The 13,915-nt window shown below is 69.5% G+C and carries 16 protein-coding genes; 6 read left to right on the plus strand and 10 right to left on the minus strand.

All coding sequences use genetic code 11. From position 1 onward, the window contains the following. Positions 1-37: 37 nt before the first annotated feature. On the plus strand, positions 38-871 hold the full coding sequence (locus DFR49_RS14745; protein ID WP_119036498.1) for a methyltransferase domain-containing protein: 834 nt from the start codon (positions 38-40) through the stop codon (positions 869-871). Here DFR49_RS14745 and DFR49_RS14750 read toward each other — a convergent pair. Beyond that, positions 858-1,286: a (deoxy)nucleoside triphosphate pyrophosphohydrolase gene (locus tag DFR49_RS14750; protein ID WP_119036499.1), complete on the minus strand. Its 429-nt coding sequence runs from the start codon at positions 1,284-1,286 to the stop codon at positions 858-860. The genes DFR49_RS14745 and DFR49_RS14750 overlap by 14 nt on opposite strands. Positions 1,287-1,343: 57 nt before the next feature. Between DFR49_RS14750 and DFR49_RS14755 the strand changes: the two genes are divergently transcribed. Both DFR49_RS14755 and DFR49_RS14760 read left to right on the plus strand, forming a co-directional pair. Continuing rightward, complete coding sequence (locus tag DFR49_RS14755) at positions 1,344-1,523, plus strand: Flp family type IVb pilin (RefSeq protein WP_119036500.1); 180 nt, start codon at positions 1,344-1,346, stop codon at positions 1,521-1,523. 123 nt (positions 1,524-1,646) lie between these two features. Further along, positions 1,647-1,823, plus strand: coding sequence for a Flp family type IVb pilin (locus tag DFR49_RS14760; RefSeq protein WP_119036501.1), 177 nt, complete (start codon positions 1,647-1,649; stop codon positions 1,821-1,823). Positions 1,824-2,058: 235 nt separating this feature from the next. On the opposite strand, the gene DFR49_RS14765 is transcribed toward DFR49_RS14760, so the two are convergent. The 4 genes from DFR49_RS14765 to DFR49_RS22030 are packed head-to-tail and all read right to left on the minus strand — an operon-like array spanning position 2,059 to position 5,860. Further along, positions 2,059-3,006: an acetyl-CoA carboxylase carboxyltransferase subunit alpha gene (locus DFR49_RS14765; RefSeq protein ID WP_119036502.1), complete on the minus strand. Its 948-nt coding sequence runs from the start codon at positions 3,004-3,006 to the stop codon at positions 2,059-2,061. A gap of 13 nt (positions 3,007-3,019) precedes the next feature. Then, positions 3,020-3,925, minus strand: coding sequence for a tyrosine recombinase (locus tag DFR49_RS14770; RefSeq protein ID WP_281271777.1), 906 nt, complete (start codon positions 3,923-3,925; stop codon positions 3,020-3,022). Further along, positions 3,922-5,742: a hypothetical protein gene (locus DFR49_RS14775; protein ID WP_119036503.1), complete on the minus strand. Its 1,821-nt coding sequence runs from the start codon at positions 5,740-5,742 to the stop codon at positions 3,922-3,924. The genes DFR49_RS14770 and DFR49_RS14775 overlap by 4 nt, the downstream gene beginning before the upstream one ends. After that, a complete protein-coding gene (locus DFR49_RS22030) occupies positions 5,723-5,860 on the minus strand; it encodes a hypothetical protein (RefSeq protein WP_170151030.1) in 138 nt (45 codons plus the stop codon). The genes DFR49_RS14775 and DFR49_RS22030 overlap by 20 nt, the downstream gene beginning before the upstream one ends. A 98-nt stretch (positions 5,861-5,958) precedes the next feature. Between DFR49_RS22030 and DFR49_RS14780 the strand changes: the two genes are divergently transcribed. The 3 genes from DFR49_RS14780 to DFR49_RS14790 are packed head-to-tail and all read left to right on the plus strand — an operon-like array spanning position 5,959 to position 9,345. Continuing rightward, positions 5,959-6,498: a shikimate kinase gene (locus DFR49_RS14780; protein WP_119036504.1), complete on the plus strand. Its 540-nt coding sequence runs from the start codon at positions 5,959-5,961 to the stop codon at positions 6,496-6,498. Then, positions 6,495-7,592: a 3-dehydroquinate synthase gene (aroB, locus tag DFR49_RS14785; protein ID WP_119036505.1), complete on the plus strand. Its 1,098-nt coding sequence runs from the start codon at positions 6,495-6,497 to the stop codon at positions 7,590-7,592. The genes DFR49_RS14780 and aroB overlap by 4 nt, the downstream gene beginning before the upstream one ends. Continuing rightward, on the plus strand, positions 7,585-9,345 hold the full coding sequence (locus DFR49_RS14790) for a class I SAM-dependent methyltransferase (RefSeq protein WP_119036506.1): 1,761 nt from the start codon (positions 7,585-7,587) through the stop codon (positions 9,343-9,345). The genes aroB and DFR49_RS14790 overlap by 8 nt, the downstream gene beginning before the upstream one ends. Here the strand turns inward: DFR49_RS14790 and DFR49_RS14795 are convergent. The 5 genes from DFR49_RS14795 to radA form a co-directional block, all read right to left on the minus strand. Continuing rightward, positions 9,335-9,667, minus strand: coding sequence for a DUF423 domain-containing protein (locus DFR49_RS14795; RefSeq protein ID WP_245968592.1), 333 nt, complete (start codon positions 9,665-9,667; stop codon positions 9,335-9,337). The genes DFR49_RS14790 and DFR49_RS14795 overlap by 11 nt on opposite strands. After that, on the minus strand, positions 9,664-11,427 hold the full coding sequence (locus DFR49_RS14800; protein WP_119036507.1) for a cation:proton antiporter domain-containing protein: 1,764 nt from the start codon (positions 11,425-11,427) through the stop codon (positions 9,664-9,666). Before DFR49_RS14800 ends, DFR49_RS14795 begins: the two co-directional genes overlap by 4 nt. Beyond that, positions 11,427-11,864, minus strand: coding sequence for an iron-sulfur cluster assembly scaffold protein (locus DFR49_RS14805; protein WP_119036508.1), 438 nt, complete (start codon positions 11,862-11,864; stop codon positions 11,427-11,429). Before DFR49_RS14805 ends, DFR49_RS14800 begins: the two co-directional genes overlap by 1 nt. A gap of 42 nt (positions 11,865-11,906) precedes the next feature. Next, positions 11,907-12,467, minus strand: coding sequence for a CvpA family protein (locus DFR49_RS14810; RefSeq protein ID WP_119036509.1), 561 nt, complete (start codon positions 12,465-12,467; stop codon positions 11,907-11,909). A gap of 61 nt (positions 12,468-12,528) precedes the next feature. Then, the gene (gene radA, locus DFR49_RS14815; protein ID WP_119036510.1) at positions 12,529-13,902 is read right to left on the minus strand and encodes a DNA repair protein RadA; all 1,374 of its coding nucleotides are present in this window, start codon (positions 13,900-13,902) and stop codon (positions 12,529-12,531) included. Positions 13,903-13,915: the final 13 nt, after the last annotated feature.

Below are 13,915 nucleotides of genomic sequence, written 5' to 3' on the forward strand. Positions count from 1 at the left end.
CTTGTCGCCAAAGCGGCGTGGCGGCACAAGTGCCGCCGTGGACCGCCCCGACATCTTCGATCGCCATCGCCGCCGCTTGCGGCGGGATCGCGCCGCCCCGCATTTCGGCGATTACGATTTCGTGCGGGCACAGATGATCGACGGCATCGCCGAACGACTCGCCTCGGTGAAGCGACACTTCGACGACGTGCTCGATCTCGGCTGTTTCGACGGCGGCTTCACGCCCGCCAACGCCCGGCGGATCGCCCGCATCGACGCCGGGCGCCACTTCGCCGCGGCGGCCGGAGGCATCCAGGCCGACGAGGATCGCCTGCCGATCGCCGATGCAAGTGTCGATCTGGTGGTATCGGCAGGCGTGCTCGACAGCGTCAACGACGTGCCCGGCGCGCTCACGCTGGCACGGCGCGCGCTGCGCCCGGACGGGCTGTTCCTCGGTGCGTTTCTCGGCGGCGACAGCCTGGCGACGCTGCGCAGCGTCTTGCTCGATGCCGAAGCGGCGCGCCCGGCGGCGCGCACGCATCCGCGCATCGACGTCCGTTCAGCGGGCGACCTGCTGGTCCGCGCAGGCTTCGCGCTGCCGGTTGCGGACACCGAGACGCTGACGGTGCGCTATCGCGACATCTTCAGCCTGCTGCGCGACCTGCGCGGGATGGCCGCGACCAGCTTGTTGCCCGATCCCACCGCGCTCGGTCGCGACACGCTTGCCCGCGCCGCCGCGCTGTTCGCCGAACGCGCCGATAGCGACGGCCGCACCGCCGAACGTTTCGACATCATCGCGCTGACCGGTTGGGCACCGGCGCCCTCGCAACCCAAGCCCGCGCGGCGCGGCAGCGCCACGGCGTCGCTTGCAGCGGTGCTCAAGTCGCGCTGAGCCACGGCGCCAGCGGATCGATCAGCGGCACGTCCGCCGGCGGCATCGGAAGGCGGCGTAGCGCGTCGATGGCGCACCATCGCAGCGCCGCCGCGTCGAACGGCCGCGGCACGCCGCGCCATACCCGGCTCGCGAACAGCAGCAGCACGAGCGACAGCGCGTCGTCCGTCGCGGTGGAGAAAGCGACCGGCGACAGCGCCGCCGCGTCGATCGCGATCCCGAGTTCCTCGTCGAGTTCGCGCACGAGCGCTTCCTCCGGGCTTTCCCCCGGCTCGGCCTTGCCGCCCGGAAATTCCCACAGCCCCGCCAGCGATTTGCCCGGCGCGCGCTGCTGCACCAGGACGCGCCCTTCGGGATCGATCAGCGCGGCGGCGACGACGAGGATCGAACGACGCGCCGGCCCGGCATTCTCCATTTGTTAACCCTCCCGATCTAGGCGTGACGTTCGACGTCGTACCAGAATGGGGCCGCGATGCTGCAGTTCGCCCGCAACCTCTATCGGAATCGCCGAGGCGGCGCCGCCATCGAATATGGCCTGATGTGCGCTTTCATCGTCCTCGCGATGATGGCCGCGCTCACCCAACTCGCCGACGTGACCACCAACTTGTGGAACACGATCGACAATAATGTCGCGGCGCCCGGCGACGATTGACGCCGCCGAAACGGTTCGCGTTTAGAGATTCTCAACTTCCTCTCCGTAATCCCCTGTCTGCTGGCCCGGTCTCTTCCGGTTCAGCCGGGTGACTGAACGTTTGGAACCATTGGAGATCGGATCATGAAGACGATTCGCAAGATTTTTTCGGACAAGAAGGGCGCGACCGCCATCGAATACGGCCTGATCGCCGCGCTGATCGCGGTTGCCGCGATCGCCGCGATGTCGGGCCTCGGCAAGCAGCTCGGCAACACCTTCAACGAGGTGTCGAGCACGATGGCGAACGGCTCGGGCAGCTAAGCGCGCCATAGCCTGAAACGTCTGGGGCGGCGAGGCCAAGGCTTCGCCGCCCTTTTCGTATACCGCGCCACAAAACCAATCATCGCCGCGCGGACGTCAACGACGTCGGCGCTTCGTCCTCCCCAACTCCTCTTCCCCGGCGAAGGCCGGGGTCCAGTTACGAGCGGCCCGATGCTGGACCCCGGCCTTCGCCGGGGAAGCGCGCGCGGGTGATTCCACCCGGCTCGAAATCGCTCTACAGCCGCCCGATCGCGAGAAATTTGGCACGACGATCGGCGCGCAGCGCGGCGGCGTCGAGCCCGTCGAGTTCGCCGAGCGCGCCCGCGATCGCATCACCCAGCTCGGCGATCGCCGCCGAAGGCTCGCGATGCGCGCCGCCGAGCGGTTCGGGCACGATGCCGTCGATCACGCCCAGGCTCTTAAGATCCTGCGCGGTCACCTTCATCGCCTCGGCAGCCTCGGCCGCCTTGTCGCCGGTGCGCCACAGGATCGAGGCGCAGCCTTCGGGCGAGATCACCGAATAGACGGCGTGTTCGAACATCAGCACGCGATTGCCCGTCGCCAGCGCGATCGCGCCGCCCGAACCGCCCTCGCCGAGGATCGACGCGACCATCGGCACGCCCAGCGCCAGGCATTGTTCGGTCGCGCGCGCAATCGCCTCGGCCTGCCCGCGCTCCTCGGCCTGGACGCCGGGGAAGGCGCCCGACGTATCGACCAGCGTCACCACCGGCAGGCCGAACCGGTCGGCAAGCTGCATCAGCCGGATCGCCTTGCGATAGCCCTCGGGCTTGCCCATGCCGAAATTGTGGCGGAGCCGGCTCGCGGTGTCGTCGCCCTTCTCGTGGCCAAGCACCATCACCTTGCGGCCGCGGAAGGTCGCGAAACCGCCGAGGATCGCCTGATCGTCGCCAAAGGCGCGATCGCCCGCCAGCGGCAAGAAATCGTCGAACAGCCCCTCGACATAATGTTTGAAGTGCGGCCGATCGGGATGCCGCGCGACCTGCGTCTTTTGCCACGGCGTCAGCTTGGCATAGGTGTCGCGCAGCAGCTTGTCGGATTTGGCCTGGAGCCGTGCCACGTCGGCGCTGATATCCAGCGCGCCGTCGCTCGCGGTCTCACGCAGTTCGTCAATCCGGCCCTGAAGCTCGGCGATCGGTTTCTCGAAGTCGAGGAAGCTTGCCATCAGGAGCGTTCGGTTAAGCGTGCCGCCGCTCTACGTCAACGAGCGGGTGGCGCTGGTTGACCAGTTCGACCAGCCGGCGGGCATCGACATGGGTGTAGATTTCGGTGGTCGCGATGTCGGCATGGCCGAGCATCGATTGTAGCGCGCGCAGGTCCGCCCCGCCTTCGAGCAGGTGGGTGGCGAAGGCGTGGCGCAACACATGCGGGCTGACGCGATCAGGCGGCACCCCCGCCTCGGCGGCGAGCGCCTTGATCAGTTGATAGAGCCGGACGCGCGACAAATGCCCCTTGCCCGAGGGAAAGAGCCACAATCGCCCGGCCGCGACATGATCGCGCCACGCGCCGACCGCGGCGCGCGCGCGATCGGAGATCGGCACCATCCGCTCGCGCCCGCCCTTGCCTTTCAGGATCAGGAACGGCCGATCGGGCGCGACCGCGTTCCTCGGCAGCGACACCAGTTCGCTCGCGCGCAGCCCCGATCCGTAGAGCAATTCGACCAGCGCCGAGAGCCGGAGGTCGTTGGGATCGGCCGGATCGCGCGCCAGCCGCGCTTCCACGCCCGCGAACAGCCGATCGACATCGGCGTGCGACAGCGTCTTGGGCAGCGCCCGCGCGGTGCCGGGCCGGGGCAGCGCCGCCCCCGGATCGTCGCCGCGCAGCCCTTCATCGGCAAGAAAGGCGTAGAAACGCCGCAGCGCCGCCGCCTTGCGCGCCACCGTCGATCGCGCCAGCGTCGCCCAGCCGTCGCCCAATCGCGCCAGATCGACTTCCGAAGCCTCGACCAATCCGCCGTCGAGCGCCACCGAGGCAAGATCGAGGTCGCTGCGATAGGCGGCGATCGTGTTGGCGGCAGCGCCGGCCTCGGCGGCCATCATTTCGAGGAAGCGCTCGATCAGCGCGCGATCCCCCCCGCCGGTCACACCCGGCCGACCGCCTCGGCCGCGATCATCCGCGCATAGCCTTCGAGCCCCGTCGCGCGGAGCGCTGCGACGATGTGATACAGGTTCTCGGGCGGCACGGCGCGCCAGTCGCTGCCCTGCATGCCGACAGCGGCCAGCAGCATCACCGTCGCGGGCTGGTTCTGCGCCGCTGCGCGGTCGATCGCTTTGGTCCAGGAATTGATCGCGCCGATCCTCAGATCGAGTTCCTTCGCCGCGCGTTCGGCATCGTCGGCCGACATCCGCCCCAGCCCGGCGGCCCCCGCGAGGAACAGCCGCGATCGCGTGAAATTCGCGTCGTCACGATCATGGACCGCATCGACATCGCCATAGCTGATCCGCGCGCGCGACGACGGATCGGCGAGCGCGAGCATCGCCCACGCAGGCTCTCCGCGCACAACGTGCGGCTGCCAGCGCAGCGCCGCGCGATCGAAGCCCGCCGTCAGCATCGAGGCGACGATCGTATCGGCCTCGGCGGTCTTGTCGGCGGGGGCGACGCGCGCCGCGGCGCGCGCGGTCATCACCAGCCGGCCATAGCGATCCAACGGATCGTCGCCCGCATCCCAGAGTGCGCGCAACGCCGACAGGCGATCGTCGCGATCCTGATCGACATAGGCGCTGCGCAGATCGCTGGCGACCGCGGCGGCGGCCGATCCGCTATCCTCGCCGGCGGCGATATCGCCGAACAGATCGACCAGCGCGACGTTCGAGAGCACGCCGCGCGCCGCCGCCCGCTGCGCCGGCACTGCCCGTTCGGTCGCGCTCAGCATCGGCGATTGCGCGCGCCAGCCGGTCACCCAGGGCGCGACCGTGGCGTAGAGCTTGTCGGGAATCTCGACCCCGGTCGCCATCGCCAGCCCGTAACGCCACGCGGTAAGTTGATCGACGCCGGTCCATTCGATCGTCACCGCGCCCCGGCGCGAGGCGGCGCCGAGCACCTTTTCGGCCAGATGGAGGTCGATCCCGGTCGCAAGGCGCTGGCGCCGGACCGTGGCCAGCGCCGCATCCGCCTGTTCGGCATGGCCACCGAGCGCGGCGCACATCACGCGGGCGAGCGGCCAGCCGGCGGTATGATCGTCATAGCGATCCATGACGTCGCCGAGCGGGCACAGCCCCGCCGGATCGCCGGTCGCGAGCGCGGCCTGCATCGCCACCTGGAGCAGCTTAGGGGTGTAATTGCCGGTATCGACGTCCTGGATCAGCGAGCGCGCGACGACGGGCTCGCCCATCCTGATCAGCAGCCACGCGCGCTCGGCGGCGAAGTCGGCGCCGTTGACGTCACCCGGCGTATCGAGCCCCGAGGCGAGCATGCGACGCAGCCCGATATGCAGCCAGCGCGACGGCAGCGGCGTATCGAGCCGCCGCATCAACGCTTCGAGGAAGCGCCCGTCGGCATCGCCGAACGCATCGGCGCGCAGCCCGTCACCCTCCCGGGCCGAGCCCACGCGCGCAAGCGAATGGCGCGCGAATGCGGGCAGCGTATAGCGCGCGAGCACCGACGCCTGATCGGGCGTCTCGGTGGGGCTGGGCGTCGGCGTTCCCGACGGTGATGGCGATGGCGACGCGGTGGCGCCGGGCCGTTCGAGATCGGGCAGCACCAGCCGCGGCGAGGGGCTGGCGCCCGGTCGCGGCGTCGCACGCGGGGTCGGCGTGGGGGTGGGGGCCGGCGTCGGCGCGGGATCGCCGAAACCGGGCGGCAGGATCGATTCGGGCGTCTCCTGGCTCAGCGCCGGGATCGACGCGCCCGCCAGCAGCAGCGCGACCGCGCCAAGCGCGACCTCAGCTCGCGAGATTCTCAAGCGCCACGGCCTTTTCGACACGAACCGGGGTCTGCTCGGCGTCGCGACCGGCCAGAAAGAACAGCCCGCCAACAATGACGACCAGGATGAGCAGGAGAATCACAAGCGAACGAGACATGGCAACCCTTGTACCGACCAACACAGGACGAACCGAAAGAGACGGAGCGGAACGGCCTTTTGCCCGAGCGAGGGCCACGCTGTATAGCCCCGGCCGCAATGTTGCAAAGCCGGTCCCGAAAACTAGCCTGGAAAGGCAAGCCGATCGTGCTCGTCGGATTGATGGGCGTGGGCAAGTCGACCGTGGGCAAACGCCTCGCGACCCGGCTCCGTCTCCCGTTCGTCGATGCCGACACAGAGATCGAAACCGCCGCGGGCATGTCGATTTCCGACATCTTCGACCGCTTCGGCGAGCCCTATTTCCGCGATGGCGAGCGGCGCGTGATCGCGCGGCTGGTCGACGGCACGCCCAAGGTGATCGCCACCGGGGGCGGCGCGTTCGTCAACGACGACACCCGCGCGCTGATCCTCGAATCGGCGCTGGCGATCTGGCTCGACGCCGATGTCGAGGTGCTGGTCGATCGCGTCGCGCGCCGCGACACCCGCCCGCTGCTGCGCGATCAGAACCCGCGCGCGGTGCTCGAATCGCTCGCCGAGGCGCGCAATCCGCTCTATGCGCAGGCGCATATCCGCGTGCCCAGCCATCACGCGCCGCACGAAACCACCGTCAACGCGATCCTGGAAGCGCTCGACCAATGACCATCCACGTCGCGCTCGGCGCGCGCAGCTACCCGATCCACATCGAGCGCGGGCTGCTCGGGCGCGCCGCCGATCATCTGGTGCCGCTCGCACGCGGCCGGACGATGGCGATCGTCACTGACGAGAATGTGCGGCCGCATCTCGATACGCTCCAGGCGGCGCTGACGGCGGCCGGCGTGGCGAGCGAGGCGATCGTGCTCGCACCGGGTGAGGCCACCAAGAGCTGGGGTCAACTCGAGACGCTGACCGATCGGCTGCTCGACCTCGGCGTCGAGCGCAACGATCACGTCGTCGCGCTGGGCGGGGGCGTGATCGGCGATCTGGTGGGGTTCGCCTGCGCGATCCTCAAGCGCGGCTGTAACTTCGTGCAGGTGCCGACGACGCTGCTCGCGCAGGTCGATTCGTCGGTCGGCGGCAAGACCGCGATCAACGCGGCGGCAGGCAAGAATTTGATCGGCGCGTTCCATCAGCCGGCGATGGTGCTGATCGATCCTGACACGCTCGACACGCTGCCCCCGCGCGAGGCCCGCGCGGGCTATGCCGAGATCGTCAAATACGGGCTGATCGACGATCCCGAATTTTTCGCGTGGTGCGAGGCGAACGGCGCCGCGTTGCTCGCGGGCGATGCCGATGCCCGCATCCACGCCATCACGCATTCGGTGACCGCGAAGGCGCGCATCGTCGGCGAGGACGAGCATGAGACGCGCGGCCGCCGCGCATTGCTCAACCTCGGCCACACGTTCGGCCACGCGCTCGAGGCGGAAACCGGCTATTCGAGCCGCCTGCTCCACGGCGAGGCGGTGGCGGCGGGGATGGCGCTGGCCTTCGCCTTTTCCGCCGAACAAGGATTGTGCGCGGTCGAGGATGCCGCGCGGGTCGCGGCGCACCTGCGCGACGCCGGCCTGCCCGGCGGGCTTGCCGCAGCGGGCGTCGACGCCGATGGCGAAACGCTGGTCGCGCACATGCTCCACGACAAGAAGATGGACGCGGGCACGTTGCCCTTCCTGCTCGCGCGCGGGATCGGGCAGACCTATCTCGACCGCTCGGTCGATCTCGGGGCGGTCGCCGCTTTCCTGAACGCCGCGCGTGGCTGATCCGGCGGGCGGCCGCCAGACGCCGCCCGAGTTCGCGGAAGCGCGTGCGCACGCCCGCACCGGCCGCAGTGGCGAGGCCGCCGACCGCTACCGCGCGTGCATCGCACGCCATCCCGGCTTCCTGCCTGCTTATGTCGAGCTTGCGCAGCTTCGCGCGCACGACGATCCAGCAGGGGCGCGGCGTCTGTTGATGACGGCGCTGACGCTGGCACACGATGCCCCCGCCGCACGATCGGCGATCGCGCGGATGCTCGCCGCGCTGATCGCGCCGCTGTCACCGGATATCTATGACGCGGACCTGGAAGCACAGCTTGTCGCGTGCCTCGACGACCCCGCGCTCGATCCGCAGCCGCTCGCCCAAACCGCCGCCGAACTGCTCTTGCTCAAATATCCCGTCGTCGATGCCGAGGCGGCCGCCCACGATCCGCTTTGGCACGCGTTCCTTGCACGCTGCCGCAACACGCTGCCCGCGATGGAGCCCCGGATCGCCGCGTTGCGCCGGCACGTCCTCACGCACGACGACTCAAGGCTCGACCCCCTCGCCGCCGCGCTCGCGCTGGAGTGTTTCGCGAGCGGCTACGTTCTGCCCGTGACCCCGGAGGAAATCGAACTCCTGAACGAGTATTCCCGCGCAAGCGGGAATCCAGGAGTCCGGACGGCTCGCTCCGAGACCCTGGACTCCCGCTTGCGCGGGGTTGATGGCGGAGCATCTGCCTCGGCAACGCTCCGCCGCGCGATGGTTGCGCCGCTGATCGATCTCGATACGCCGCCGCCACCCCTCACCTCTCCGCTCGTCGCCGCGCTCGTCAAACGCACGCTGACCGATCTCGCCGAGGAACGCGCGCTCGCCGCGGCACTACCCAGCGTCGGCGCCACCAGCCGCTCCGCCTCGCAGCACGTGCGCGCGCAATACGAATCGCACCCCTATCCGCGCTGGCAGACCCCGCCCACGCCGCGCCCGGCCGATCTCCGCGCACTCATCGAGCGTTTGCCGGGGATCAACCACGCCGCGCTACCCCCTGCCCCGCTTGCGACGCTGATCGCGGGATGCGGCACTGGATACGAGGCGATCGATCTCGCGCGCACCGATCCGAGTCTCGCGATCACCGCGATCGACCTCAGCCGCGCCAGCCTCGCGTTCGCGCAGCGCAATGCGGCCGAGCTGGGGCTCGGCGCGATCGCCTTCGTCCAGGGCGACCTGCTCGACCTCGGCGCGGAGCGCTTCGATCTCATCACCGCGACCGGTGTGCTCCACCACCTCGCCGATCCGCTCGAAGGGCTACGCACGCTCACGGCCGTGCTGGCGCCCGGTGGGGTGATGCGGATCGCACTCTACAGCCGCCGCGCCCGCGCGCTGGTGCGCGAGGCGCACGCGCTGATTACCGCGCGCGGCTGGCAGGGCGACGACGGCATCCGGGCACTGCGCGCGCATATCCTTGCGCTCGCGCCCGAGGCGCCGCTCGCGCGGCTCACCGAAAGCGACGATTTCTGGAGCCTGAGCGGGTGCCGCGACCTGCTGTTCCATGTCCTCGAACACCAGTTCGACGTGCCGGAAATCACGCGGATGATCGATACAGCGGGTCTGAAATGGATAGGGATCGATGCCTCGCCCGAGGCGCAGCACCTGTTCCGCGCGCGCTTCGGTGACACCTCGCCGCTCGATCCGCAAAAATGGGACTCGCTGGAGGCCGATCACCCCGCGCTGTTCGCCGGCATGGTCCCGCTCTGGTGCCAGAAGCCGGTCAGCCCCTGATCGCGGTATAAGCGAGCCACAGCCAGCCCGCGATCAGCAGCACGCCGCCGATCGGCGTCACCGCGCCCAGCCAGCGCGGCAGCCCGAGCGCCATCAGATAGAGCGAGCCGGCGAACACCAGCCCCCCGGCGAGGAACAGCCACGCCGGCCCGCGCGCGCCGAGCTGGAGCGCGACCAGCGCCGCCACCGCGTGGATCAACTGATATTGCCCGCCGGTCTTGAGCCATTCGGCCGCCGCGCCGCTTGCGCCATGCGCGCCGAACGCCCCCGCGCCGACCGCGAGCGCACCGGCAAGCGCGGCGAGCAGCAGGATCATGTTCATCCGCAATCTCCATCGGCCATCGTGGCCTGCGTCGCCATCCGTTCGGCGGCGGCGTGCATGTCGCCGGTCTCGATCTGGCGCGTCAACCGTTCGCCGTCGCGCTCGCGATAATCGGCCTCGGCATTGTCGATCGCCGCGTCGTCGAGCCCGAGTTGGTCGAGCGCGAGCCGCCCCATGCAGATCGCCGATTCGTACACCTCGCGCACGCTCGCGGCGATCGGCGCGCCCTTCAGCTTGATCAGCGCGCGGCGATCATAGGTGCGCATCAGGATCCGCGCTTCGGGAAATGCCTTGTGGATCGCGTGCACCTGACCGGCATCGAGCGCATCGCCGTCGAGGCAGAAGGCGAGCAGTTCGGCTTCCCCGGCGCCCGCCTGCCGCAGCAGATCGATCCGCGTGCCGTCGCCATAATAGACCTTGGCGCCGAAACTCCCCGCCACCTCGATCATCTCGACATCCTGATCGATCAGCGTCACCGCGATATTCTGCCCGATCAGCATCTGCGCGACAGTCTGGCCGAACCGGCCGTACCCGATCACGATCGCATTGGCGCCGTCCTGATTGGGGGTCTCGAACCCGTCGCCGGTGCGCTCGGGCTCGGTGCGCAGCCGCGCGGTCGCCATCATCAGGAACGGCGTCGTCGCCATCGACAGCGTCACCACCGCGCCGAACAGGCTCGCCGCCTCGGGCGCGATCAGATACGCGCCCTGCGCCTGCGCGAACAGCACGAAGCCGAACTCGCCGCCCTGGCTGAGCAGCAACCCGAACGCGAGCGCCTGGCGCCACCCCAGCCGGAAGGCGAGGCCGAGCCCGAAGATGATCGCCGCCTTGGCCGCGATCAGCGCCGCCGCCATCGATACGACGAACAGCGGCCGTTCGGCGATCGCGGTCAGGTTGAGCATCATCCCGATCGACAGGAAGAACAGCCCGAGCAGGATCGATCGGAACGGCTCGACATCGGCTTCCAGCTCGTGCCGATACGGGCTGTCGGCGAGCATCACCCCCGCGACAAACGCGCCGAGCGCGGTCGACAGCCCCAGCGCCTCCATCACCGCCGCGCTCGCGATCACGGTGAACAGCGCGGCGAAGATGAACATCTCGCGCTCGCCGAGATTGCCGATCAGCATGAACAGCGGGCGCAGCAGGAACCGCCCCGCAAGCACCAGCCCGGTGACCGCGAGCACGGTGTAGAGCGCGAGCTGCCAGCCCGGCGGCCCCATCTGATCGGCGGGGTTGCGCGACAGCGCGGCGATGATCGTGATCAGCGGCACGATCGACAGATCCTGGAACAGCAGGATCGAAAAGGCGCGCTCGCCGAACGGGGTGCGCAGCCGGCCCGCCGATTGCAGCATCGGCAGCACCTGCGCGGTCGACGACAGCGCCAGCGGCAGCCCGAGCGCGATCGACGCGGCGAGCGAGAAGCCGGTGAAGAAGAACACCACCCCGGTCAGCGCGAGCCCGCACAACACCACCTGCAACGTGCCGAGCCCGAAGATGTCGCGGCGCATCCGCCACAACCGCGACGGGCTGAGTTCGAGCCCGACGATGAACAGCAGCAGCGTGATGCCGAGTTCGGCGATCCCCATTTTCGATTCGGCGCCGCCGACCAGCCCGAGCACCTGCGGCCCGACGACCGCCCCCGCGACCAGGAAACCCAGCGTCGCGCCCAGCCCGAGCTTGCGGAACAGGAGCACGAAGCCGAGCGCGAAGCCGAGCAGCAGCACGCCGTCCCGCAGCAGCGAGGTGGCGTGCCCGTCCATCAGCCGACCGCTGAGCGGGCGCGCGCCTCGGCCGCCGCATCGGCAATCGCTTCGAAGGCGAGCCGGATCGAGGGATGGCGCGCGCTGTGGGGAAGCGCGGGAGCGAGCGTCTCGAGCCCCGGCCAGTCGGGCACGCCGCCCTCGCCGCGCAACCATGCCGCCAGCGCATCGCGCGCGGCGGCGAGGTCTTCGGCGCCGCGCCCGATCGCATTGGCCGCCATCAGCGCGGACGACGCCTGCCCCAGCGCGCAGGCGCGCACGAGCATCCCGATCGCGGCGACGCGGCCCTCCTCGTCCACATCCACGTCGACGGTCACGCGGCTGCCGCAGACCGGCGAGCGCTTCTCCGCCGACCCCATCGGCGCGGGCAAACGCTCATGATAGGGGATCGAGGCCGCCAGCCGCAGGATGTCCGTATTGTAGAGCGGGGCCGTCATGAATGCGGATGTAGGCGCGAACCACGCCGAACGCATCCCCTGTCAACCAGTTGTATTTGCGGGCGCGCGGCCATCGTCCCGGCGCCGCTCGAATACCGGCTCGCCATGCCGCCGCCGGTCGACGAAATCGGCGATGCTCGCGCTCGTCGCGTTGAGCAGCGGATAGCTGCGCGATTGGGTCAGCCAGCCCGGCCGTTCGGTGGGGCCGCCGCCGGTTGTGTCGAGCACCAGCACCGCGAGCAGGAACAACAGGCTCGCGAGGATCAGCCCTTTGAGCGCACCGAAGCCGAAGCCGAGCGCGCGATCGACCGGCCCGACGATCGAATTGCGCGTCCGCCGGCCAAGCGCGTTCGCCACCATCCGGCCGCCGAACCAGGTCACCCCCGCGATCAGCACGAACGCGAGCACCGCCGCCCCGCCGACGGTTCCCACCACCGGCGCCAGCATCGCCGCGAGCGGGGTGTGGAAAAGCTTGAGCACGAACACGATCGCCACCCAGGCGAACAGCGACAGCACCTCGGTGACGAAGCCGCGCATGAGCCCGAGCACGGCGGCGCCGCCGACGAGCAGGAGCACAAGGATGTCGAGCGTGGTCAGGCCCATCGTCTTATCCGAATAACACAGTCAGAGGTGGCGGCGAAGCCCGTTTGCGGGTTGTGCGGCGCTAGCCTCGCCCGAGCATATGATCAACCAGCGCGCCGAGCGTCTTGAACCCCGATAGCCGCAACCCGCTCTTTTCGCCCGCCATTCCCGCGGGCACCAGCGCGCGCTCGAACCCCAGCTTGCCCGCTTCCTTGAGCCGGAGCGCGCCATGTGCCACCGGCCGCACCTCGCCCGACAGCGCGACCTCGCCGAACGCCACCGCGTCGGCGGCCACCGGCCGCTCGCTCAGCGCCGAGACGAGCGCGGCGGCGACCGCGAGATCGGCGGCCGGATCCTGCACCCGATACCCGCCGGCGATGTTGAGATACACCTCGCACGCCGAGAAGCTGAGCCCGCAGCGCGCCTCGAGCACCGCGAGGATCATCGCCAGCCGCCCCGAATCCCAACCCACCACCGCGCGCCGCGGCGTCGCCCCCGACGCCAGCCGCACCACCAGCGCCTGGATTTCGACCAGCACCGGGCGCGTGCCCTCCAGCGCGGGGAACACCGTGGCGCCGGTGACATTCTCGTCACGATGCGTCAGGAACAACGCCGAAGGATTTGAAACTTCGGTCAATCCTTCGGTCTGCATCGCGAACACGCCGATCTCGTCGGTGCCGCCGAAGCGGTTCTTGAGCGCGCGCAGGATGCGATATTGGTGGCTGCGCTCGCCCTCGAAGCTCAGCACCGTATCGACCATATGTTCGAGCACGCGCGGCCCCGCGATCGTGCCGTCCTTGGTCACATGCCCCACCAGCACCACCGCGCTGCCGCGTTCCTTGGCGAAGCGGATCAGTTCCTGCGCCGAAGCGCGGACCTGGCTCACCGTGCCGGGGGCACCTTCGATCAGGTCCGAATGCATCGTCTGGATCGAATCGATGACGAGCAGCGCGGGCGGGGTGCCTTGCCCGAAGGTGGTGAGAATATCGCGGGTCGAGGTCGCCGCGGCGAGCTTGATCGGCGCGGTGCCCAGCCCGAGCCGTTGCGCGCGCAGCCGCACCTGATCGGCGGCTTCTTCACCAGATACATAGGCGATATTGTGCCCAGCCAGTGCGAGCTGTGCCGCGGCCTGCAACAGCAGCGTCGATTTGCCGATCCCCGGATCGCCGCCGATCAGCGTCGCCGATCCTTCGACCAGCCCGCCGCCGAGCGCGCGATCGAGTTCGGCGATTCCCGTCGCCAACCGCTCGGGCAGCGCGACCTCGGTATCGAGCTGGACGACCTGCAAGGCGCGGCCGCCCGATTGCAGGTTATGCTTGGCCTGAAACGGCGTCACCACCGCGCCCGCTTCCTCGATCAGCGTATTCCATTCGCCGCAATCGGCGCATTGCCCCTGCCAACGATGGCTCACCGATCCGCACGATTGGCAGACGTAGCGTTTCTGGGGTTTGGCCATCTCCAAGCCTGTA

This window comes from Hephaestia caeni, assembly GCF_003550065.1.
In the GTDB taxonomy this organism is placed as follows: domain Bacteria; phylum Pseudomonadota; class Alphaproteobacteria; order Sphingomonadales; family Sphingomonadaceae; genus Sphingomonas; species Sphingomonas caeni_A.